Below are 22,402 nucleotides of genomic sequence, written 5' to 3'. Positions count from 1 at the left end.
TTTAATTGAAAATAATTATCATTATCTGTATTTTGAAGAGCACTATATTCAATTATGGAAAAGATAATGATATCAGCCACCTTGAAGGTTAAATCTTCTATCATCGCCATGGCTTTATTTTTTGTTGCGGGTTGCGCTCAACAAGTAAAACAGCCTCCTTTGGAACTCGATAATAAGCTGACTGGGACAGGGCAAATTATTGATCTACAAACGGGTGAATCTCTTACACCAAGCCAATTGGTTGAAAAATTGTCGCAATCTCCCCGTGTGATAGTTGGGGAAAAGCATGACAATCTATATCATCACCAAATAGAACAGTGGCTCGCCCAAGAAATGGCAGAGAAAAGGCCGCAAGGTTCAGTGTTATTAGAGATGATCAAACCCGATCAACAGCATAAAGTGAATGAAGTTAAGGCTCAGATGCAAAATGACCCTTATATTCGTGATGAAAAATTACAATCCGCGCTTAAATGGCAACAAGGTTGGCCATGGGAACAATATGGTGAATTGGTTAAATCATTATTGAAAGCGCCTTATCCATTGCTTTCAGCTAACTTAAATTCTGAAGAAATTAAAGAGGCTTATGCGCATCCCCCGGTCTTAGTTGGCACTCATTCGACTCAGCCTGTTGTACAGGAATTAATTAGCAAAACAATTGAAAGTTCACATGGCGGGCAAATAACAGCAGAACAAATAGAAAAAATGACAGTGATCCAACAAATGCGTGATCGCAGAATGGCTAAATCACTGTTAGAAGCTCCAACTCCGGCACTATTATATGTGGGCGGTTATCATGCAACAAAAGTGATTGGCATTCCTTTGCATATGCAAGATTTAGCGCCAGAAAGTGACTTCTCTGTATTAATCATTAGTGAAAAAGCGAATGTTATTGATGGTGTACATGCCGATTATGTTTGGTACACACCAACTCACGAGTAACAACCCTTTCCAATAAATAACAAGTTGCTTCACCTAATTTCGCTGTTTAGCTGAAAGCAACTTGAATCATATCGTTTGCGTATTAATCAAATGTTCTTTATTTGCTAGTGAATTGTGATAATTAATCAAATATTGAATGAAATAATTTTCATTTGAATAACTAATTGATTATCATTCTTGCTTTCGAGGGTGAACACGGCAAATAAGTTAAAAATGAACACGCTTACATTTGAGCACAATCTAAATAACAAAATGATTAGTGCCGTTATTATTGCTATTACATTGCATGTTTTAGTCATTTGGTTTTTTTTACACAATAAACAACAAAATCAATGGGAAACCGTAACATCACCACCCTCTGTAGTGATGGAATTTTCTTTGGAAGCAGAAGCTGAACAAATCACAGAAGTGAACATTGGTAAAGTTCAAGAACTATCTGTTGCCAGTAAAGCGCAAGAAGCTATGCCAGATACATCTGATCTACCTAAAGTAGATATAAATGAAAAAGCGGAAGTGCTGATCGCTAAAACTGAAAAAAGACAAGAGAAACCCGTTCCAGAGAAAAAGAAAATCATTAATAAGCAGAAATTAGTTGAAGAGGTTGAAAGTGATGATTCTAGGGCAAGTGCTGCACCTGTGACGAGTAATGCGGCTGCATTGAAAAAAACCAGTAAGGTTGCCGCACAATTTAATAGTGATTCACAAGCTGAATTAGATGCCAAGAAACAGTGGGAAGCTTTGGTTATCGGAAAATTAAATAAATTTAAACGTTATCCTGACGATGCGAGAAGACGCGGTAGAACAGGTAGCCCAGTTATCAAATTTGAGGTCGATGCACAAGGCTATGTGATTAATAGCACTTTGGTGAAGGTATCAGGCACTCGCTCTCTTGATAGAGAAGCAGAAAAAGTATTATCACGAGCGCAACCACTACCAATACCTCCAGCTGAAATAATTCGTAATGGAAAGGTGATTGTACAAATGCCAATAGATTTTTCGATAGAGAATAATTAATTCATCAGGATAACAAATGAAAATAGATTTAAACTCTTTGCTAGCACCTAAGCGAGTCCTTAATTTTTGTTTGGTTGCATTTTTGGGATTTCAAACCAATTTGAGTTTTGCGGGAGAAAACATGTCAGCACCAAAGGCGAAAAAACAACCTTATACCATGACGACACATGGCGATGTTCGTGTGGATGATTATTTTTGGTTGAGAGATGATAAACGGGAATCTCCAGAGGTTATTGATTATTTAACAAAAGAAAATGCCTATAGTGATCAACAATTAGCATTAGGCCACTCATTAAAAGATCAAATTTATGATGAGTTGCTATCGCGCATGAAGCACGACGATGAATCTGTTCCCTATAATTATAATGGTTATACTTATCGTAGCCGTGTGGTGTCCGGTAAAAATTACCCAATTTATGAACGCCGTGCTATTAATAGCAATGGTGAATGGCAAGTGCTTGTTGATGGCAATCAAAGGGCGGAAGGAAGTGAATATTATCGTTTAGGTGCGCTTACTGTATCACCTGATAATAATATTGTGGCGATTGCAGAAGATAGAGAAGGGCGAAATAACTATTCTGTCTCTTTCCGTTCTCTTTTCAGTGATGAATGGCAAAATGCAACACTGACTAATACGTCAGGAAATATTGTTTGGGCAAATGATAGTCAAACACTATTTTATGTTAATAAAGACTTGCAAACCTTATTACCTTATCAAGTCTTTCGTCATCAATATGGTTCATCTCAGAAAGAAGATTCTTTAATATTTGAAGAAAATGATGATACTTATTATGTCAGTATCAGCAAATCATCTTCTAAAGATTTTATTTTAATAGGGGTGACCAGTACTGAAACTTCTGAATATCAGCTTATTGATGCAAATGTACCGAATAACCCAGTAACAATTTTGCAAAAACGTAAAACAGGTGTTGAATATTATCCTGATCATTTTGCAGGAAAATTTTATATTCGTTCGAATCATGAAAACCCATTATTTGGTTTATATGTTACTGCGCAAGTTGGCGAAAATTGGGACACATTAATTGCACCTCGCGATGATGTTGATTTAGAAGGTTTCGATCTATTTAATAAATGGTTGGTATTAGAAGAACGTCAAAATGGCTTAGTGAATATCCGCCAAATTAATTGGGAAACCAAAGAAGAAAACTATGTGAAATTTGATGATCCTGCTTATATGGCATGGATTGATAATAATCCTGAATCAAACACAAATAAATTGCGTTATGGTTATTCATCAATGACAACACCATCTTCAATTTATGAAATTGATATGGGAACTCAAGAAACACAGTTATTAAAACAGCAAGAAGTTAAAGATTTTGATAAATCTAAATATCAAAGTCAGCGTTTGTGGATCACCGCTCAAGATGGTGTAAAAGTCCCTGTTTCATTAGTTTACCGTAAAGATTTATTTAAAGAAGGAACTAATCCTTTATTAGTTTATGGTTACGGTGCTTATGGTTATAGCATTGATCCTTCTTTTAGTTCATCGCGTCTTTCCTTATTAGATCGCGGATTTGTTTATGCTATTGCGCATATTAGAGGCGGCGGTGAATTAGGTAAAAAATGGTATTTACAAGGCAAGACCATTAATAAGATGAACTCATTTACAGACTTTGTCGATGTTACAAAAGCATTGATTCAACAAGGCTATGGTCAGTCAGGTCATATTTACGCCATGGGTGGAAGTGCTGGTGGGTTATTAATGGGAACTGTTGTTAATATTGCACCTGAATTATATGAAGGTGTTGTTGCTTCTGTTCCATTTGTTGATGTTGTCACCACAATGCTTGATCCTTCTATTCCTTTAACGACGGGGGAATATGATGAATGGGGGAATCCTGAAGAGGAAGAAGCCTATTGGAGAATTAAAGCCTATAGCCCTTATGACAATATTAAAAAACAACAATATCCGCATATGTTAGTAACAACAGGATTGCATGATTCTCAAGTGCAATATTGGGAGCCAGCTAAATGGGTTGCTAAACTTCGTGATATCAAACAAGGTGATTCATTATTGTTATTAAAAACAAATATGAATGCGGGTCATGGTGGTAAATCAGGACGTTATAATGCTTTAGATGATATTGCATTTGACTATAGTTTTATTTTGATGCTTGAAGATAAAGCAAAATACTTCCCTAAATTTAAAAAATAATTATAAGCCGGTAACTATCGGTTATTTAAATAATAATATCAGGTTATAAATGAAAGTTTATAACCTGATTGTTATGTGTTTTATTTTAAAATTTCTATACACAAGCAAGTGAGCGCACTTTTTTTATTGCGTTTATAGGAATGGTTTAATGAGTAATAAGATATTATTAGTTGGAGCCAGTTTATTTATAACGGGTTTTAATAGCATCGCTTTTGCTGAAGACGAACAATCCAAAAATCATGATGAGGTTGTTCAATTTAGTAAATTAAAAATTTCTGGTGCTCAAAAACAAACACCTTTAGTTCAAGCCTTAGAAAAACCCGGTGCATTTAGCGCAGTAGGTACAGAAAATAAACTACAATCTTTAGATAAAATTATTCGCACAATGCCAGGCACCTACACGCAAATGGATGCAAGCCAGGGAACGGTTAACGTGAATATTCGTGGTTTAAGTGGATTTGGCCGCGTTAATATGATGGTTGATGGTATTACGCAAACTTACTATGGTATTTCGCCGAGCCAATATACACACGGTCAGCAGCCAAATAATGATTTTGGTGCTTTGATTGATCCCAACTTTATTGTGAAAGTAGAAGTTGAAAAAGGTCAATTAAATGGCGGCAATAGTATTAATGCATTAGCCGGAAGTGCTAATTTTAAAACAATTGGTATTGATGATGTTATTTTTAATGGCAATTTGTATGGCGTAAGAAGTAAAGCTCGTTGGGGAGATAATGGTTTAGGCTATACGGGAATGATGGCAGTGGCAGGAAAAACATTAATCAATTCTGATGATGGTTATTTCGGCGGAATGATTGCTGTGAGTGGCCATAATATACCCGGTAATTATAAAAATGGGGCAGGGTATGATAGTGATGAATTTGCAACGGATCAAACATTCAAACAAAAACCACAATCACAGTTAACTAAAATTAAATATAAACCTAATGATATTCATGAATTAGAGTTAAGTGGTCGTTTTTATCAAAATAAATTAACTAGACGTAAAATTGACAGTGAAGATTATTATCTTAAATATAAATATACACCTTTAAATGAATTGATTGATACGGAATTGATCCTTAACCATGGGCAAAGTCATCAAAAATTTGAAGGTGATTCTCTTGGTTGGGCATTAAGACAAGGAGAAGCTAAAAATTTTGCTGATGGAATTAATCTGGTAAACACTAGCCGTTTTTCTTATGGGGACACTGATTATGAATGGAAAGTGGGTTCTAAATATATAAAAAATAAATATGAAAGAAATGTTGGGTCAATAGTAGATCAAAATACTATTGATTATAATCCTTTTGCGCCAACAGGTACTTTAGATTTAACCAGTTTTTATACTCAGTTTAATGCAAAATATGATATTTATTCTGCGGTATTTGATCTAAATTACACACACTATAAACTTAAAGGCCATAAACCTGAGTGTGATTATGATGTAAAATGTTTCCCTCAGGGTGCTGCGGATATCGACCTTAAAGAAGGTGGATTTAATCCAGGAATATTATTATCCGCAGAGGTGATCCCTGAATTTCAACCATTTGTCAGTTATGCTCACTCTATGAGAGCACCAAACTCGCAAGAAGTTTTTTATTCTCAAAATGGGGGAAATTCAATGAACCCATTCTTAAAAGGTGAAAAAGCACAAACTTGGCAAGTTGGATTTAATAGTTTTAGACCTGATCTTATTGTCTCTGATGACCAATTTAATCTAAAAGCACTTTGGTTCCATACTAAAATTAAAGATTATATTACAAGTAAGCCTTATTTAATCTGTCGCCCAAGGAATGAAGCTGAGTTTATTTGGTGTTTAATGAATGAAGATGTCTGGGAACAAGAATTCCCTGAAATCACTAATAAAAGTTATATCTATGTAAACGATCATCGTAATGTGAATTTGCGTGGATATGAACTACAGGCTAATTATGATGCTGGCGTATTTTATACTACGCTGTCATATACAAAAGAAACGGGTGATCAACCTAATTCAATCGCACGTAATGCTGATTTTAGTGCAGGGGATTTCACTGAATTGCCTGATTATTATTTAACGTTGGATACTGGTGTTAGGTTATTTGATGAAAAACTAACGTTAGGATCAGTAATCACCATGACAGGGCCTTCAAAAAGAATTGGTGTTGAATCATTAGTAGATAATAGTGGTGATGCTTTTAAAGATAAATATGAGAAGCAACCGACTGTTATTGACCTATATGCAGATTATGAAATCAATAAAAATATTATGCTAATGATGACTGTTAATAATGTCACTAATAGAAATTATTCAGATGCCTTGAATCGCTCTAATTCAATGGCCATTATGGAAGAACGTGGTGCGAATAACGAAACAGCAAGAGGTCGCTCTTATATGCTAGGTGGTGTTATTCGTTTCTAAAATAAAGATTTTCAGTACAAATTAGTCTTTAGTAAAATACATTAAGGGTATCCAGATTAATTTATTGGATACCCTCTTAATTTAGCTTCACTACAAACGAGGCGCTCGTTTTGTTTTGATTTTTGTTATTTCAGTGACTTCACTTTCTATCCAGCCATCATTAAGTCGAGTTTTTAACTTTTGACCTAACTTTACTTGGGATGTTTTCTTCAACACTGAGCCTTCAGATGTTTCACTAATACTAAATCCACGAGCAAGTGTAGCAAGAGGACTAACCGTTTCCATTTTAGAGCAAGCTACAGCAAAACGTTGACGATAATGATTGAGTAACCCGGACATCATATTTTGTAATTGATATTGAGTTTGCTGTAATAATCGTTGCTGTTTTTGCAATTGAGGGCGTAAATCTTGTTGTGCTAGTCTGCGTTGTAATTGCTCATAATATGTTTGAGCAATTTGCATTCGCTTCATTATCGCATTATGTAGCCTTTGCTCTAACAAACTCAATTGATGTTGTTGTCGAGCTAAACGTAGTTGTGGGTGCTGTTGTTGTAAACGGGAATGTAGTCGGCTAAATCGTTGTTGTTGCCCGGCTAAATAATAATCCATTGCCATTTCAAGGCGTTGTTTTGAAGATTGAAGCTGGCGGATTAATTCCAATTGGTTTCGGCTGACTAATTCAGCTGCTGCTGATGGCGTTGGAGCGCGTACATCGGCTATAAAGTCAGAGATAGTCACATCTGTTTCATGGCCTACAGCGCTGACAACGGGGATATGGCTTGCGAATATTGCTCGCGCGACGATTTCTTCATTAAATGCCCAAAGATCTTCAAGTGATCCACCACCTCGACCAACAATAAGAACATCACATTCATTACGTAAATTAGCTAATTCAATGGCTCGCGCAATTTGTTTTGGTGCTTGTTCACCTTGAACTGCCGTTGGATAAATGATGACAGGAAGAGAAGGGTCGCGACGGCGTAAAATATGCAGAATGTCATGTAATGCAGCGCCAGTTGCGGAAGTAATCACCCCAATACATTTTGCAGGCGATGGCAGTGCTTGTTTATGGATAGAATCAAATAAACCTTCTGCTCCCAAAGTTTGTTTTAAAAGCTCAAATCGTTGTTGAAGTAATCCTTCACCAGCAGGCTGCATACTATCAATGATAATTTGATAATCGCCGCGAGGTTCATACAACGTGACAGTTGCACGGACTAAAACTTGCTGTCCATTTTGAGGGCGAAAGGTAACCCGAGCATTTTGTCCCCTGAACATTGCTGCACGAACTTGTGCTTTGTCATCTTTTAATGTGAGATACCAGTGTCCAGAGCTTGGCTGAGAAAAATTCGATATTTCAGCTGTTAGCCAAATTCTGCCCATCTCATGGTCTAGAAGCTCGCGTACCGCTTGATTTAGTTTGCTGACTGAATAAATACCGCTATTTTGTTGAGTTGGCATATAAGCTTGATCAAATTCGAATACAATGAATTAATAAACAGATACTAACTTAGTCAGATGTGTTAGCAAGTTTTTTCCGAGCTTACTCAGTTTATGTTAGCTATTTTTTAATAAAAAATAGGGCATGATATTGAACAAACTAGGAAGGTTAATCTCATCAATTAAGTGAGTTTATTGCAGATAAGAAGAGGTTAAGTGACTTAAATAATACTGGCCTATTTTTAGCTTAAATGGATGTCAAATCTAATCATTTCCATAAGTTTAAAGGTAATTTATTTTTGCTGTTATTTTTATCGTAAATATATTGATTTTTCGAAGGTTAATCGCACATTTTTGACATTCTAATTCGTATTTTTTCTCGAATAGTTCCTCTTTTTTCAAAAAAAGAGTGGAGGCAATCGATTTCGGTGTGTATAATGCCGCGGCAATATTTTATACCTTTCCAAAAAGCTGCCAGGTGGGATATTGCCTATGTTACGCATTAAAAAAGAAGCACTGACTTTCGACGATGTATTACTCGTTCCTGCACACTCAACCGTATTACCAAACACGGCCGATTTATCCACACAACTAACTGCAACTATCCGCCTGAATATTCCTATGCTTTCTGCGGCAATGGACACCGTTACTGAATCTGACCTTGCTATTGCCTTAGCGCAAGAAGGTGGTCTAGGTTTTATTCATAAAAACATGTCAATTGAGCGCCAAGCTGAAGAAGTTCGCCGTGTGAAAAAACATGAAAGTGGTGTAGTTACCGACCCTGTCACAGTGACACCGGATACAACCATTCGTGAAGTACAAGAAATGGCTGAACGTAATGGCTTTGCGGGTTACCCTGTGGTCGCTGCGGATAACACATTAGTTGGGATTATTACGGGACGTGATGTTCGTTTCGTAACAGATCTTGATCAGCCAGTCACGGCAGTTATGACGCCAAAAGAGCGTCTAGTTACTGTAAAAGAAGGTGAAGCACGCGACATCGTTCTGCAAAAAATGCACGAAAAACGTGTCGAAAAAGCCCTTGTTATTGATGATAATTTCCATCTGTTAGGGATGATCACCGTTAAAGACTTCCAAAAAGCAGAACGTAAACCAAATGCATGTAAAGACGACCAAGGTCGTTTACGTGTTGGTGCTGCTGTTGGCGCTGGTGCTGGAAATGAAGAGCGCGTTGATGCATTAGTTGCCGCAGGTGTTGATATCTTATTAATTGACTCATCTCATGGCCATTCTGAAGGCGTTTTACAACGTATTCGTGAAACTCGTCAAAAATACCCAGATTTACCCATCATTGGCGGAAACGTCGCAACAGCTGAAGGTGCGAAAGCATTAGCAGAAGCTGGCGTGAGCGCGGTTAAAGTTGGGATTGGCCCAGGTTCAATTTGTACAACCCGTATTGTTACAGGGGTCGGTGTACCTCAAATTACCGCTATTGCTGATGCAGTTGAAGCATTAGAAGGAACAGGAATTCCTGTCATTGCAGATGGCGGTATCCGTTTTTCTGGTGATATCTCTAAAGCGATTGCAGCAGGTGCAGCTTGTGTTATGGTCGGGTCTATGTTTGCGGGAACTGAAGAATCCCCAGGTGAAACTATTCTATTCCAAGGCCGTACATACAAAGCATATCGCGGTATGGGTTCATTAGGTGCAATGTCTAAAGGTTCTTCTGATCGTTATTTCCAAACTGATAACGCAGCAGACAAATTGGTACCAGAAGGAATCGAAGGCCGAGTGGCTTACAAAGGTCGCCTGAAAGATATTATCCATCAACAAATGGGTGGCTTACGTTCATGCATGGGACTGACGGGTTGTGGCACTATTGATTTACTGAGAACTAAAGCTGAATTTGTTCGGATTAGTGGCGCAGGTATTCAAGAAAGCCATGTGCATGATGTCACCATCACTAAAGAGTCTCCAAACTACCGTTTGGGGCAGTAAATATTACTAAATAAGCTTTGATTGCGTGAAGACATACTTTGGCAACTCGAAGTATCATGATTCAGGGTGGCTTTGTTGTTTAATACAGAGCCACTGGTTTTTTATTTTGACTTGAATTTTTGGAATTCGCCTCAAATGACAACAAATATCCATAAACATCGCATTCTTATTCTAGATTTCGGCTCACAATATTCACAGTTGATTGCTCGTCGAATTCGTGAAATTGGCGTTTATTGTGAACTCTGGGCGTGGGACGTTTCAGAAGAACAAATCCGAGAATTTAATCCAAACGGTATTATTCTTTCTGGTGGACCAGAAAGCACAACTGAAAATGATAGCCCTCGTGCACCAGACTACGTTTTCAATGCAGGTGTTCCTGTATTAGGTATCTGTTATGGCATGCAAACCATGTCTATGCAACTAGGTGGTACAGTTGAAGTTTCCGGTGAGCGTGAATTTGGCTATGCAAAAGTTGAAGTTTCTGAACAATGCGAGCTATTCCGTGATATCCAAGATTCACTCAATGAAGATGGTACACCAATTCTTGATGTTTGGATGAGCCATGGTGATAAAGTCACCGCTATTCCAGCCGGTTTTAAAACGATTGCCAGCACACCAAGCTGCCCATTTGCTATCATGGCAAATGAAGACAAAAAATTCTATGGCGTACAGTTCCATCCAGAAGTAACTCATACCTATCAAGGTCTTAACATTCTCACTCGTTTCGTAAAAGACATTTGCCATTGTGAAACGCTGTGGACACCAGCGGCTATCATTGATGACACTGTTGAACGTTTAAAAGAGCAGATTGGTGATGATCACGTTATTCTAGCGCTATCAGGTGGTGTTGATTCATCAGTTACAGCGTTACTACTAAATCGTGCGATTGGTAAGCGTTTAACTTGCGTGTTTGTAGATAATGGCTTACTTCGTTTGAACGAAGCAGAGCAGGTTATGGAAATGTTTGCGGGCAAATTTGACCTAAATATCATTCATGTTAAAGCGGAAGATCGTTTCCTTAATGCGTTAGCGGGCATAGCCGATCCAGAAGCAAAACGTAAAGCGATTGGTCATGTATTTATTGATGTTTTTGATGAAGAAGCATCAAAACAAACACAAGTTAAATGGTTAGCACAAGGAACTATTTACCCAGATATCATTGAATCAGCTGCATCGGCAACAGGTAAAGCGCATGTGATCAAATCTCACCATAATGTTGGTGGATTACCCGATGATATGAAACTTGGACTTGTGGAGCCATTAAAAGAGCTATTTAAAGATGAAGTGCGTAAGATTGGTCTTGAGCTGGGACTGCCTTACGACATGTTATATCGCCATCCATTCCCAGGCCCAGGTCTTGGTGTACGTGTACTTGGTGAAGTGAAGAAAGAATATTGTGATTTGCTACGTCGTGCAGATGCTATCTTCATTGAAGAGCTACACAAAGCCGACCTTTATCATAAAGTAAGCCAAGCATTTACTGTTTTCTTACCAGTGCGCTCGGTCGGTGTAATGGGCGATGGCCGTAAATATGATTGGGTTGTTTCTTTACGCGCAGTTGAAACAATTGACTTTATGACCGCACATTGGGCGCATCTGCCATATGATTTCCTAGGTCGCGTTTCAAACCGTATTATCAATGAAGTTAACGGTATTTCCCGAGTTGTTTATGACATCAGCGGAAAACCACCAGCAACAATTGAGTGGGAATAATATAGTTATTGTTGATAACAGTTTTTAGTTATCGATAAATTCAAAAGCATCAGTAGGTTACTGGTGCTTTTTTGTACTCAAATAAAGGCGTGAGGAAACTAGCTATATTATTTATCATCTAAGTTTGTATTAATTTCAGTCTCTTCAAATTCTAGGTAATCTTCATGCAAACCCTGAATAAGCCGATCCGTTGTGGTTCCATTTTCATCTAGTTCCATTAACCCCCAACCAACTTTTTCAGTTACATCATATAGGTATCCTTCATCCAGAAGATCAATAACATTGCCTATAAGTGCTCGACCATAAATGTGAAGGAATTTTTTAAGCTCCTTTTCATCAAAAACTGAGGTTAATTTTTCATATGTTGCTAATGTACTTGAGGAGTAATTGTCCATTTCACCTAAATTACAATCAACATCCCGATAAATATCTGTTAAACCGCGAAGCACTAGAAAACGAGCAAATTGCGGGATATTTTCTTGTAACTCACTGTTAGCCCACGACTTAGGGTTTTTTGCTCCAGCGTCATTCAGTTGTTGGCATAGATTTGCAAAATCGTTTTTTTTCATTTTCTTCGCCTTAGCTTTTCTCTCCAATATATTAATCATTGTATAAAATACAAATGAAAAACAGAGTGTATATGTCTGAATTTTAATTTATGGTGCGTATGTATAAGGCAAGAATGAAAAAGGTTCGTAGTGGGCCTCAGGTTGCTGACAAAGTTCGAACTAAAAAGCGAGGATTTTGTCAGCAGTTATACCGGAGGATATTTATTTGATCATCGTAACGTTCATTGTTAGTTTATTCCTAAAGCTTTATTAGCCAACGTAACCCAGCTGTCACTACTGCCGCGCTAAGCACAATCATAATAAATGGCTTTTTTTTCCAAGTAAGAACGCCTGCTACCCCAACACCAATAATTTTTGATATATCAGCAAGTTGATCACCATCAAAAAATGTTGAGGTTATTGCCACTGAAAATAAAATAACAATTGCTGATAATGAAAGTATCTCTTTTACTCGAGGTGAAACACTAGACCTATTGTTAAGTAATATTCCTGAAAGACGCATAGCATATGTGCCAACAGCAAGAATAATAATTCCTGTAATAATAGATACTGCGGACATTATATTCTCCTTAGCACAAATAACACGCCAACTAACGACAATAAAACAGGGATCCCTACAGGTAAAAATAACGTTGTTATAAGAGCAATGACACTACCAATAATCGCGGCATTACGTGTTGGTTTATTTTTTAATGCAGGTAAACTTAGTGCTAAGATAATAGCGGGGAACATCGCATCTAACCCTAACATCTTAATATCAACAATAAATGATCCTAAATAAATGCCTATCATGGTTCCTAAAGGCCAAACAAGTAAAATGCTCAACCCACATGCCCAAAAGGCAAGTTTATTCTGTTCAGCCGTTTGTTGAGATAAGCCAAATACAACACTTTCATCATTTAATATATGAAAGCCTAATAGCGATTTAAGCCCTTTCCCGGGCAAATCTTTTATGGCCATACTGAAGGGAATATGTCGTGCATTAACCATTAATCCAGCAATCGCTGCATAAATTGCACTTCCTCCCATTGCCACTACACCAATAAAAAGAAACTCAGAAGCGCCAGCTAAAACGAAAATGGATAATACTAATGGCACCCAAAAATCAAACCCTTGTGTATGAGCCAAAGCACCATAAGAGATACCAACAATACCATCTGCTAATGAAACAAGCAGAATGTCTCTAAGTACGTTATTATCAAGTCTATTGTTAATTTGCATTGAACATTGTATTTTTAATTGAACATATCGTTCATTATGTTGAACGAATTATTTTTTTGCAAGATGATTTTAAAGGAAGCTATGATGTCATCGCCTTGTGCGCCTATTGAAATTATTTCTCAAGCCCTTGCCCGAGAGAGAAAAAAAGCGGGCCTTTCGCTTTCTGAAATTGCAAGACGAGCTGGTGTTGCAAAATCCACATTATCTCAATTAGAAGCAGGCCAAGGGAACCCAAGTATTGAAACACTCTGGGCGATTTGTGTTGCATTAAACATTCCGTTTTCTCAGCTTATTTCAGCACCACAATCTGAAGTCAAAGTTATTCGCAAAGGTGATGGCTTTAAAATTAGCGCAGAAAAAGCGTATTACCATGCTTTTTTATTGTCATCCTGTCCTATGGGAGCAAAACGCGATATATATACCGTAATTGCTCAACCGGGAAAAGACAGGGTGTCAGATCCTCACAGTAAAAATGTGACTGAACATATTATTATTATTAGTGGTAGTGCAATGGTCGGAACGCTAGATAATCAACAAGAATTACAACCCGGTGATTATATTTGCTATCCCGGTGATGTTACTCATGTATTACGGGCTTTAGAGCCAGATACAACCGCTGTAATGATTATTGAACATCATAATTAATACAATGAATGATAAATTTACCGCACTGTTATATTGCAATAAAATTTAAAAACAGTGCGATAAATTTTATTAAGTATGCTTCTTTATTCAATTGTTTTTTAAGTACTTTATCAATATAGATCTCACATAGACGTTGAGATAAATACCCCAAATAAGAATTAGCTAGTACTGACTGTCAAAATAGCTATCTAAACGCATGTAAAAATCGATTCTTTTGTAATGTTGATTATTTTAGAATACGATTTATTTCTATTATCTCGATGCTTGATTATAAATTTATAATTTATATGACAATCAAAAATAGAGCAGTATGACAATTGTTATGATAATTAATAGACTGTTTTTTTTAGTCTAAATAAGAATTTATTATATAAATATTTATTGTTTTGTTTATTGATTATTTTATGGGGAATTATAATCAATCGAAACTTAAAAATATCTATTTGTATTGTTACAATTTTATTGTGTATGTGATTTAATCGTTTATTAATGTATGTTGTTATATTTTATTGGGATATGGAGATTGTTTCTATTAAAGCGTTATTAAATACTTAAACTAAGTGTCTTTTGATTTTATGATTTATTTTTAGATGAACATTTTAGGTTATTATATTTTTGAAGTAATCGATTTATTATATCTATTTTTATCTTAAAAAAGTGATTGTTGTATAGTGAATTGAAAAATAAGTAATTTATTGTTTCTCTTTCATCTTTAAATAATATGGTCTGCCAAATAAAGTTTAAAATTCTCTTATTTATAATCGCATTTTAAGAATATCTATTAAAGAGCTGAAGTTATTTAAAATAATAAATTATCTTTTGTGGTTGAATATAGTTTATTGTAATTAAAGAAAATAAATATTAATTAAATAATCGACTGATTTTCACGGCACGATTTGGTAAGTTTTTAAGAGATAATATATGTAATAAATTATAGGTTCTTATAAAAATAAACTAGGAGATAGGTATGAAAGATAAAGTCTATGACTATATCGTGGTTGGTGGTGGCTCTTCAGGTTGTGTTATTACGAATAAGTTAATTAAAGAAACAAATGCGACAGTATTATTAATAGAAGCAGGTCCAGATGATAAAGATCCTTTTATCCATATGCCGGCTGGAATTCCTTTTGCATTAAAACATACTTGGTCATATGAAACTGAACCAGAACCTGGTTTAAATAATCGAAAAACAATTGTACCTCAAGGAAAAGTTATTGGGGGTGGTAGTAGTGTTAATGCAATGCTCCATGTTAGAGGTAATCCTCAAGATTATGATGATTGGGAAAATTTATATAATTGCCCTGGGTGGAGCTATAAGGATGTTTTACCTTATTTTAAACGCGCTGAAAAAAATGAAAGCTTATCGAATAAATATCATGGAACACATGGTCATGTTTATGCCAGTGAAGCACGTTTGCGTCACCCAATAAGTTTAGCTTATATTCGTGCCGCACAAGAAAAAGGTCATCAATATGTAAATGATTTTAATGGTGAGTCTCAAGAGGGTATTGGTTTTTACCAAACCACAACGCATGAAGGACGTCGAGCTAGTGCTGCTTATTGTTATCTTGATGAAGTTAAAGATAGTGAAAGATTAAAGATAGTCACGAAAGCTGAAGTCCATAAAATTCTTTTTGATGGTGATAAAGCGGTTGGTGTTGAATATTTGCATGATAGAGAAGTAGAAACTGCAAAATGTAATTTTGAAGTTATTGTGACTGCGGGATCAATTGCGACAGCAAAATTACTATTATTATCTGGAGTAGGCCCAAAAGAGCATCTTGCAGAAGTTGGAATAGATTTAATTGCAGATAATCCGCATGTTGGTAAGAATTTGCATGACCATTTATTTGTCCCTGTATGTGCTAAAACACCATCGTTAACCCCGAATATTCTTGAATATACAAAAGGGTTAAAAATGATGGAAGTAGGATTAGAATGGTTGGGTAATAAAGACGGTGTTGTTGCTTCAAATATTGTTGAGTCAGGTGGTTTTCTTGATCTTGATGGTGATGGACGTCCAGAAACGCAATTACATGTGAACCCTGCAATTCCACCTCAATTGCTTGATCCTAAAGCTTCTCATAAACCTGAAGATACTAACGGTATTCTATTAGAAATGGCGTATGTAATACCAAAATCGCGTGGTGAAGTTTTATTGAGAAGTAAAGATCCTAAAGATCAGGCAAAAATATTATTCAATTATTTAACGGCAAAAGAAGACATTGATGGAATGCTTCGCGCGGTTAAATTTGGTTTATCATTATTAGATTCGCCTTCATTGAAAGAGGTTGTGACAGAGCAATTAGCACCACCACCTGCATTAACAACAGATGAAGAATTAATTGATTATATCAGAAATAGTGCCTCTACTATATTTCACCCAGTTGGTACATGTAGAATGGGCGATAAACCAGAAAATTCAGCAGTCGATTTATCATTTAAAGTTCGCGGAACACAAAACCTCCGAGTTATTGATGGTTCGGTGATGCCGCATGTTCCAAGTGGGAATACAAACGTACCTATAATGATGATTGCTGAAAGGGCCTCTGAAACAATTATTGATGATTGTCTGAGTCGTAAAAGTTAATAATAAACTAGATTAGTTATGAGTAGGCTGCTAAATATGTTAGCAGCTTACTTTATATCCTATATTTTGATAATAAAATATACCGATATTGTTGGCTGCTAGAGTTTTGGAGTTATTGAGCATCAGTAATGTGTCTATTTATATGATATACTAGTTTTATTTGGCAGAACTAACCAAACTATGAATTATCAATGTCCTCTGTGCTTTAAACCTTTACAATTATCCAATAATAGTTGGAAATGCGAATCAAACCATCAATTTGATTGCGCGAAAGAAGGCTATGTTAATTTACTTCCTGTTCAGCATAAGCGTTCAAAAGATCCCGGCGATAGTAGTGAAATGATGCAGTCAAGAAGGCATTTTTTAAATGCTGGTCATTACGATCACATGAGAGATTTTGTTGCAAAACGTCTTATTCAATTTCTTCCTGAAAAGAACCAAGCTATTTTAGATATTGGTTGCGGAGAAGGGTACTACACTGATTATTTCTTACAGCAACTAAACCAACAAAATAAAGCAACTTCTGTTTTTGGTTTAGATGTTTCTAAGGTTGCTATTCGGTATGCGGCAAAGCGTTATTCATCTGTTAATTTTTGTGTTGCCTCAAGCCATCGTTTACCTTTTTYACCTAAAAGTATTGCTACTATTATCCGTATTTATGCGCCTTGCAAAGCGGATGAGTTATCTCGAGTTTTAGAGGACAGCGGAATTTTAATTACGGTGACTCCAGCACCGGAGCATCTACAAGAATTAAAGCAATTAATTTATTCTGACGTTAAACTTCATCCCATAAAAGATGAAGATTTGCCACAGTTTCAATTATTAGATGAAAGCAGATTAAAATATTCAATGCAATTAACAGGACAAGAAGCATTTGATTTATTGCAAATGACACCTTTTGCATGGCGGGCTTCTGAAGATGTTAAACAGCAATTAAAGGGTTCTGGTGTTAAATCCTATACTGCTGATTTTACGGTTCGTGTTTATCAATTGAAAGATGAGTGAAATAGGTGAAATTCCCCTGCATTACAGGGGAAGGAATTATTAAGCAGCGTATATAAATAATTCAAGGTGCTCTAATAGAATATTAAATCCAATTCCAATTAAAACAATGCCACCGATAATTTCTGCTTTTTTTCCGAGTAATGGGCCAACATAACGGCCAATCATCATACCAATCGTTGCCATCACCATAGTCATTAAACCTATGGTCATAGCGGTGTGCATAATGTCGACTTGTAAGAATGCAAGACCAAGACCAATTGCCATCGCATCTAAGCTGGTGGCAATAGCGGATAAAACTAAACTCATTGAGCTATTTCGAGAAGGTTGTTCGCAGTTTTTATTTTCTTCTTGATTCTTAAACCCTTGCCAAATCATACGAGCGCCAAGTATGAAAAGAAGTGCAAACGCTATCCAATGATCCCAACGAACGACATATTGGCTGGCAAGTATACCAATTGACCAACCAATAATAGGTGTTAATGCTTCGATAAAACCAAAAATGAAACCAGTTCGGAGAATTTCTTTAAAACGGGGTTTGTGCAGTACAGCACCTTTACAAATTGCGACAGCGAAAGCATCCATTGATAGGGCAAGTGCTAGGATTAGTGTGGCGTAGAAGCTCATAACAAAACCTCGGTTGGTGAATCCATATAACACATAAATTACCCCCAACCAAAAGGCTTATTTATGTGTCTATGGTCTTGCCAACCGAAATGGTGTCCGCACCACGTTTAAATTCAAACGAGTATGTTGATACGGACTTTCTAGAATAATATCTAGAACAGGCTACTCCCCAATGACTTGTTTCGAACGATATCATAAAATAATTAAAAGACAACACTTAAATTATTGTGGCTATTTATTGTAATTGATAATAATTTTCATTTGCGATAATAAAACAAAAGAGGTTACTTTATATTAAAATTAACCTCTTTTATAATTTAAATATATATGTTAATTACTTATGATTAATAAGGAATTCATATATTCTTTGTAAATCATCAAGTTGTGAAACTTGAATGTGAATTTTTTTATGTTCTAAACCTATAATTAAAATACCATCACTCGATAAATTCATTGTTTTTATTCGGTCATATAATATAAATATATTAGCGAAGTAGAATCCAGATTGCTTAAAAAATAATTTAGGTGTGCGAATGAATGCTAAATAAATTGCCATTAATATGGTAACCATTAATAAATAAGTGGTTAATATATTTCCATGACGAGTAATATTGGTGTAAATAACGATGCAGATTAATACAATGAAAATAATAGCATCAACACGATGTTTGCGTTTTAGATTGATTTTTAAAAGTGTTTTCCCTTTCAACAAGTGTTGAATGAATTCATCATAAATTGCATATAAAAGCATTAGTAAAATAATAATGGCCAGAATGAAATCATTTAAGGTCATTTTGCGTGCCCTTGCTAAGTCAACATAATAGAAAGCTTAAAAGCAAAAACGGGAGGTTGCAACCTCCCATTTCAATTAGTGATATTATTATAAATGTATCATTATGGCGCTAAGAATTTAAGCCACGCACCGAGGATACCTAGGCCGAAGAAGCCGATAATGATCCATAATGGATTGACTTTACGTCTTAATAGCCACATACAAGCAAAGGTCAATAATAGAGGAACCAATCCAGGCATCAGGTCATTTAAAATATCCTGAACTGTTTTAATTTCCATGACTTTTGTTGCAGGGTTTTCGATGCTTGAAACAATAACGGGAATATCAACATGTGTCCATTTATTGACCAAGGCCCCCATAACAAACAAACCGAGAATTGATGCCCCCTCAGTCAGTTTTTGTAGGAAACCACCACCGATATCTTGAACAATATCAACACCTTTTTTATAGCCGTAAGACACGCCATAGTAAAGAGTGAGCAAACGCACTAAGTTAAATAAGACGAAGAACAGGATAGGGCCTAACAGACTACCTGTCATCGCAATACCCGCACCAAGAGCAGCAAAAACTGGACGAACGGTACCCCAGAAGATTGGGTCACCAACACCAGCAAGAGGCCCCATTAGACCAACTTTGATACCGTTAATTGCACCATCATCGATGTCTGCACCGTTAGCACGCTGTTCTTCCATTGCCATTGTTACACCAAGTACTGGTGCAGCCACATATGGATGCGTGTTAAAGAATTCAAGATGGCGTTTAATCGCTTGTTTACGATCGTCGTTATTTTCTGGATAAAGACGACGAATTACCGGTACCATTGCATAACAAAAACCAAGTGCTTGCATCCGTTCAAAGTTCCAAGAACCTTGTAACAGGTTAGAACGTAAGAAGACGCTGCGGACATCACCTTGTGTGAGTTTTTTCGCTGTAGGACTTGTTGTATCAACCATTTTGCGCTCCCCCTAGTCTAATTCATTGTCAAGGTTGTTATTACTGCCACTGCCTTGGGCAACAACCACTGTTGATTTGTTATATTTCGGGCTGAGTTGGATATACAGGATAGCCATAACAGCACCGATAACACCAAGTGCAACCAGGTTGAAATTAGTAAATGCAGCAGTAACAAAGCCTAGGTAGAAGAATGGCATCAGATATCCAGCACGCATCATGTTGATAACCATCGCGTAACCGACAACAACAATCATACCACCCGCAATGTTCAGACCATCGGTCACGACTTGCGGAATAGAATCAAGCATTTGTTTAACTTCTGATGTACCCACAGAAACAGCAACAATAAGCGCAGGAATTGCGATACGCATAGCTTGCAGTATTAATGCAGAAACATGGATCCAGCTAATTGCTCTGAGATTACCATTGATTGCAGCTTTATCGGCAGCATGTTGGAATGCAACAGTGATGGTACGAACAATAATAGTCAGTACTTGTCCAGCAGCCGCAAGTGGGATCGCGATAGCAATACCTGCACCAATACTTTGACCACCAGCGATAACCAAGATGGTCGATATAATCGAGGCAAGTGCGGCATCAGGTGCAACAGCAGCACCGATATTCATCCAACCTAACGCGATCATTTCCAATGTACCACCGATGATGATACCTGTTTGCATATCACCTAATACGATACCGATCAGCGTACAAGCGATGAGCGGGCGATGGAACTGAAATTCATCAAGGATTGACCCCATACCAGCGATACAAGCAACGATGAAAACCAGTACTATTTGAACAACGGTAAGTTCCATTGTTTAATCTCCTGTAACCAAACGAGTTTGGTAAATCTGTTTTCGAGTAATGATAAAAATCAATATTAGTAATAAGTTAGTGAGACTAATTCTTTAGTTTTTTAATTAAATCCATCATCTGAACTTTACCATCAGAAGATACTTTACGGACTTCTAACTCAATTTTTTTATCGTTCAGATAATTGAATGCATCAATATCTTTTTGGTTAATAGAGACTGCATTTGTGACTTGGGTTTTACCTTCGTGGAAAGCCATACCACCAATGTTGACGGATTTGATATCGACACCCGCTTCAACAAGACGTTGTACATCTGTTGGGTTTGTGAACAATAACATAACGCGTTCGCCTGCATATTTCGGGTTGTTATAAACTCGAATACATTTTGCAACATCAACAACGTGAGCAGTAACACCTGGAGGGGCAACTTGTTTTAGCAATGTTGAGCGAACCTGATCATTAGCAACTTCATCACTGACAACGATAATACGTTTTACCCGAGTCTCTTTTGTCCAACGTGTTGCGACTTGCCCATGAATCAAACGGTCATCAATACGTGCTAGCGCGATGAACATATGTTCGCCTGGTGCAGCAGTTACAGTTTCTACAGCCACTGGCGCTTGTTTTGGCGCTGGTGCAGGTTCTGATGTTGTAGTGGCTTCTTGCTCTTTGAATTTCAGAGCGCGTATACCACCACGACCTGTTTCTAAAGCAACATTGATCAATTCATCTAATGATGGATTGTCATCACGGCACATAAAGGTTTCAACCAGCATAGGAACGTTGACACCCGTAACGATTTCGTAATTATCGTGCTCGTTGACTATTCTGCTAGCAGCATTGAATGGACTACCACCCCATGTATCAACTAAAAATAATACTCCCTCAGATGTATTGAGGTCAGCTAGCTTTACTGTGTACTTATCAAACAGGGTATCGGCATTTTCTCCTGGCACGAAATCGATAAACGAGACATTTTCTTGCTCGCCAATCAGCATTTCGGTCGTCCGGAGAAGCTGTTCTGCCGCTACACCGTGGGTACCAATCATAATTGCTATACTCACTTAATTTCCCTCTTAACAGATAGAATGGAATTTACATATTAGGACAAAAGAAATCAGATGTATTAACCCTCCTAAAATAGAAAGTCACGTAGTTAATATTAGTCGATAATATTAACTAAATAAATCTAGTTAGAAAGCCGTTAACAATCTAACTAATAGAGTTAATGCAAACAGCATAACATTTTGTAGTAATAGAAAAACTTGTTTTGTGTCAGAAAATTTAAAACCCCGATTTTATTCCAAATAAAACGCATCTATATATCGACATAACACATTTTTTTAATAAATAAACCGCATTAATGTTTATCTGTTAGATAGATATTTTGTTATCGGTAACGTGAAAAACCTGAAAAACTGTATGGGATGGTTAAAAAACGTCAAAATCGTGTGAAATATGACTCGTTTCAGCAGTGGGATATTCTGATACAAGTTGCATTTTGAAAAATATGTGGGTTAATGATTTTTTTTATTAAGT

General features: G+C 36.7%; 18 protein-coding genes and 1 riboswitch. Of the genes, 9 read left to right on the top strand and 9 right to left on the bottom strand.

The genetic code is table 11. The annotated features are described in order from the left end of the window. Positions 1-66: 66 nt before the first annotated feature. The 4 genes from OO7_RS10095 (at position 67) to OO7_RS10080 (ending at position 6,536) form a co-directional block, all read left to right on the top strand. Positions 67-939, top strand: a complete 873-nt coding sequence (locus tag OO7_RS10095; protein ID WP_008915852.1) for a ChaN family lipoprotein — start codon at positions 67-69, stop codon at positions 937-939. A gap of 213 nt (positions 940-1,152) precedes the next feature. Further along, positions 1,153-1,953, top strand: a complete 801-nt coding sequence (locus OO7_RS10090; RefSeq protein WP_008915851.1) for an energy transducer TonB family protein — start codon at positions 1,153-1,155, stop codon at positions 1,951-1,953. Positions 1,954-2,074: 121 nt separating this feature from the next. Next, entirely contained in the window at positions 2,075-4,132 is a 2,058-nt protein-coding gene (locus tag OO7_RS10085; protein ID WP_043892856.1) for a S9 family peptidase, read from the top strand. A 148-nt stretch (positions 4,133-4,280) separates the two neighbouring features. After that, the gene (locus OO7_RS10080) at positions 4,281-6,536 is read left to right on the top strand and encodes a TonB-dependent receptor domain-containing protein (protein ID WP_008915849.1); all 2,256 of its coding nucleotides are present in this window, start codon (positions 4,281-4,283) and stop codon (positions 6,534-6,536) included. Positions 6,537-6,626: 90 nt separating this feature from the next. Here the strand turns inward: OO7_RS10080 and xseA are convergent, their stop codons facing one another. Further along, the gene (xseA, locus tag OO7_RS10075; RefSeq protein ID WP_008915848.1) at positions 6,627-7,997 is read right to left on the bottom strand and encodes an exodeoxyribonuclease VII large subunit; all 1,371 of its coding nucleotides are present in this window, start codon (positions 7,995-7,997) and stop codon (positions 6,627-6,629) included. Between the two features lie 471 nt (positions 7,998-8,468). On the opposite strand from xseA, the gene guaB reads away from it, so the two are divergent. Both guaB and guaA read left to right on the top strand, forming a co-directional pair. After that, positions 8,469-9,935, top strand: a complete 1,467-nt coding sequence (gene guaB / locus OO7_RS10070) for an IMP dehydrogenase (RefSeq protein WP_008915847.1) — start codon at positions 8,469-8,471, stop codon at positions 9,933-9,935. A 135-nt stretch (positions 9,936-10,070) separates the two neighbouring features. Then, positions 10,071-11,648: a glutamine-hydrolyzing GMP synthase gene (gene guaA / locus OO7_RS10065; RefSeq protein ID WP_008915846.1), complete on the top strand. Its 1,578-nt coding sequence runs from the start codon at positions 10,071-10,073 to the stop codon at positions 11,646-11,648. A 107-nt stretch (positions 11,649-11,755) separates the two neighbouring features. Here guaA and OO7_RS16195 read toward each other — a convergent pair whose 3' ends face one another. The 3 genes from OO7_RS16195 to OO7_RS10050 form a co-directional block, all read right to left on the bottom strand. Beyond that, positions 11,756-12,217 carry a hypothetical protein gene (locus OO7_RS16195; protein ID WP_008915845.1) on the bottom strand — a complete coding sequence of 154 codons (462 nt, stop codon included), beginning with the start codon at positions 12,215-12,217 and terminating at the stop codon, positions 11,756-11,758. Positions 12,218-12,455: 238 nt separating this feature from the next. Beyond that, positions 12,456-12,776: an AzlD domain-containing protein gene (locus OO7_RS10055; protein WP_008915844.1), complete on the bottom strand. Its 321-nt coding sequence runs from the start codon at positions 12,774-12,776 to the stop codon at positions 12,456-12,458. Then, positions 12,776-13,438: an AzlC family ABC transporter permease gene (locus OO7_RS10050; protein ID WP_008915843.1), complete on the bottom strand. Its 663-nt coding sequence runs from the start codon at positions 13,436-13,438 to the stop codon at positions 12,776-12,778. Before OO7_RS10050 ends, OO7_RS10055 begins: the two co-directional genes overlap by 1 nt. An 84-nt stretch (positions 13,439-13,522) precedes the next feature. Here OO7_RS10050 and OO7_RS10045 point away from each other — a divergent pair, with 84 nt between their 5' ends. The 3 genes from OO7_RS10045 (at position 13,523) to rlmA (ending at position 17,678) form a co-directional block, all read left to right on the top strand. Beyond that, positions 13,523-14,083 (top strand): helix-turn-helix domain-containing protein, encoded by a 561-nt coding sequence (locus OO7_RS10045; RefSeq protein ID WP_008915842.1) that lies wholly within the window; start codon positions 13,523-13,525, stop codon positions 14,081-14,083. 967 nt (positions 14,084-15,050) lie between these two features. Then, positions 15,051-16,673, top strand: coding sequence for a GMC family oxidoreductase (locus tag OO7_RS10040; protein ID WP_008915841.1), 1,623 nt, complete (start codon positions 15,051-15,053; stop codon positions 16,671-16,673). A gap of 180 nt (positions 16,674-16,853) precedes the next feature. Continuing rightward, a complete protein-coding gene (rlmA, locus tag OO7_RS10035) occupies positions 16,854-17,678 on the top strand; it encodes a 23S rRNA (guanine(745)-N(1))-methyltransferase (RefSeq protein ID WP_008915840.1) in 825 nt (274 codons plus the stop codon). Positions 17,679-17,717: 39 nt separating this feature from the next. Here rlmA and mntP read toward each other — a convergent pair whose 3' ends face one another. The 5 genes from mntP to manX all read right to left on the bottom strand — a co-directional run bounded on the left by mntP (position 17,718) and on the right by manX (position 21,927). Further along, positions 17,718-18,302 carry a manganese efflux pump MntP gene (mntP, locus tag OO7_RS10030; protein ID WP_008915839.1) on the bottom strand — a complete coding sequence of 195 codons (585 nt, stop codon included), beginning with the start codon at positions 18,300-18,302 and terminating at the stop codon, positions 17,718-17,720. A 5-nt stretch (positions 18,303-18,307) separates the two neighbouring features. Continuing rightward, a riboswitch (yybP-ykoY riboswitch) is annotated at positions 18,308-18,485 on the bottom strand. Positions 18,486-18,636: 151 nt separating this feature from the next. Further along, positions 18,637-19,095 (bottom strand): DUF986 family protein, encoded by a 459-nt coding sequence (locus OO7_RS10025; RefSeq protein WP_008915838.1) that lies wholly within the window; start codon positions 19,093-19,095, stop codon positions 18,637-18,639. Between the two features lie 101 nt (positions 19,096-19,196). Further along, positions 19,197-20,048: a PTS mannose transporter subunit IID gene (locus tag OO7_RS10020; protein WP_008915837.1), complete on the bottom strand. Its 852-nt coding sequence runs from the start codon at positions 20,046-20,048 to the stop codon at positions 19,197-19,199. 12 nt (positions 20,049-20,060) lie between these two features. Next, positions 20,061-20,864, bottom strand: coding sequence for a PTS mannose/fructose/sorbose transporter subunit IIC (locus OO7_RS10015; RefSeq protein ID WP_008915836.1), 804 nt, complete (start codon positions 20,862-20,864; stop codon positions 20,061-20,063). 85 nt (positions 20,865-20,949) lie between these two features. Continuing rightward, the gene (manX, locus tag OO7_RS10010; protein ID WP_008915835.1) at positions 20,950-21,927 is read right to left on the bottom strand and encodes a PTS mannose transporter subunit IIAB; all 978 of its coding nucleotides are present in this window, start codon (positions 21,925-21,927) and stop codon (positions 20,950-20,952) included. Positions 21,928-22,402 lie beyond the last annotated feature (475 nt).

Origin of the sequence: Providencia sneebia DSM 19967 (assembly GCF_000314895.2) — a bacterium.
Classification (GTDB): Bacteria; Pseudomonadota; Gammaproteobacteria; order Enterobacterales; family Enterobacteriaceae; genus Providencia; species Providencia sneebia.
This window is presented reverse-complemented; position numbering and strand designations above follow the sequence as displayed.

Excerpts from the sequence above, each read along its gene's own strand:
- OO7_RS10055 (WP_008915844.1), bottom strand. The coding sequence starts at position 12,776 with ATGTCCGCAGTATCTATTATTACAGGAATTATTATTCTTGCTGTTGGC.
- OO7_RS10025 (WP_008915838.1), bottom strand. The coding sequence starts at position 19,095 with ATGACCTTAAATGATTTCATTCTGGCCATTATTATTTTACTAATGCTT.
- OO7_RS10040 (WP_008915841.1), top strand. The coding sequence starts at position 15,051 with ATGAAAGATAAAGTCTATGACTATATCGTGGTTGGTGGTGGCTCTTCA.
- OO7_RS10020 (WP_008915837.1), bottom strand. The coding sequence starts at position 20,048 with ATGGTTGATACAACAAGTCCTACAGCGAAAAAACTCACACAAGGTGAT.
- OO7_RS10015 (WP_008915836.1), bottom strand. The coding sequence starts at position 20,864 with ATGGAACTTACCGTTGTTCAAATAGTACTGGTTTTCATCGTTGCTTGT.
- OO7_RS10045 (WP_008915842.1), top strand. The coding sequence starts at position 13,523 with ATGTCATCGCCTTGTGCGCCTATTGAAATTATTTCTCAAGCCCTTGCC.
- OO7_RS10090 (WP_008915851.1), top strand. The coding sequence starts at position 1,153 with ATGAACACGCTTACATTTGAGCACAATCTAAATAACAAAATGATTAGT.
- OO7_RS10080 (WP_008915849.1), top strand. The coding sequence starts at position 4,281 with ATGAGTAATAAGATATTATTAGTTGGAGCCAGTTTATTTATAACGGGT.
- mntP (WP_008915839.1), bottom strand. The coding sequence starts at position 18,302 with ATGAGCTTCTACGCCACACTAATCCTAGCACTTGCCCTATCAATGGAT.
- OO7_RS16195 (WP_008915845.1), bottom strand. The coding sequence starts at position 12,217 with ATGAAAAAAAACGATTTTGCAAATCTATGCCAACAACTGAATGACGCT.
- xseA (WP_008915848.1), bottom strand. The coding sequence starts at position 7,997 with ATGCCAACTCAACAAAATAGCGGTATTTATTCAGTCAGCAAACTAAAT.
- guaB (WP_008915847.1), top strand. The coding sequence starts at position 8,469 with ATGTTACGCATTAAAAAAGAAGCACTGACTTTCGACGATGTATTACTC.
- guaA (WP_008915846.1), top strand. The coding sequence starts at position 10,071 with ATGACAACAAATATCCATAAACATCGCATTCTTATTCTAGATTTCGGC.
- OO7_RS10050 (WP_008915843.1), bottom strand. The coding sequence starts at position 13,438 with ATGCAAATTAACAATAGACTTGATAATAACGTACTTAGAGACATTCTG.
- OO7_RS10095 (WP_008915852.1), top strand. The coding sequence starts at position 67 with ATGATATCAGCCACCTTGAAGGTTAAATCTTCTATCATCGCCATGGCT.
- OO7_RS10085 (WP_043892856.1), top strand. The coding sequence starts at position 2,075 with ATGTCAGCACCAAAGGCGAAAAAACAACCTTATACCATGACGACACAT.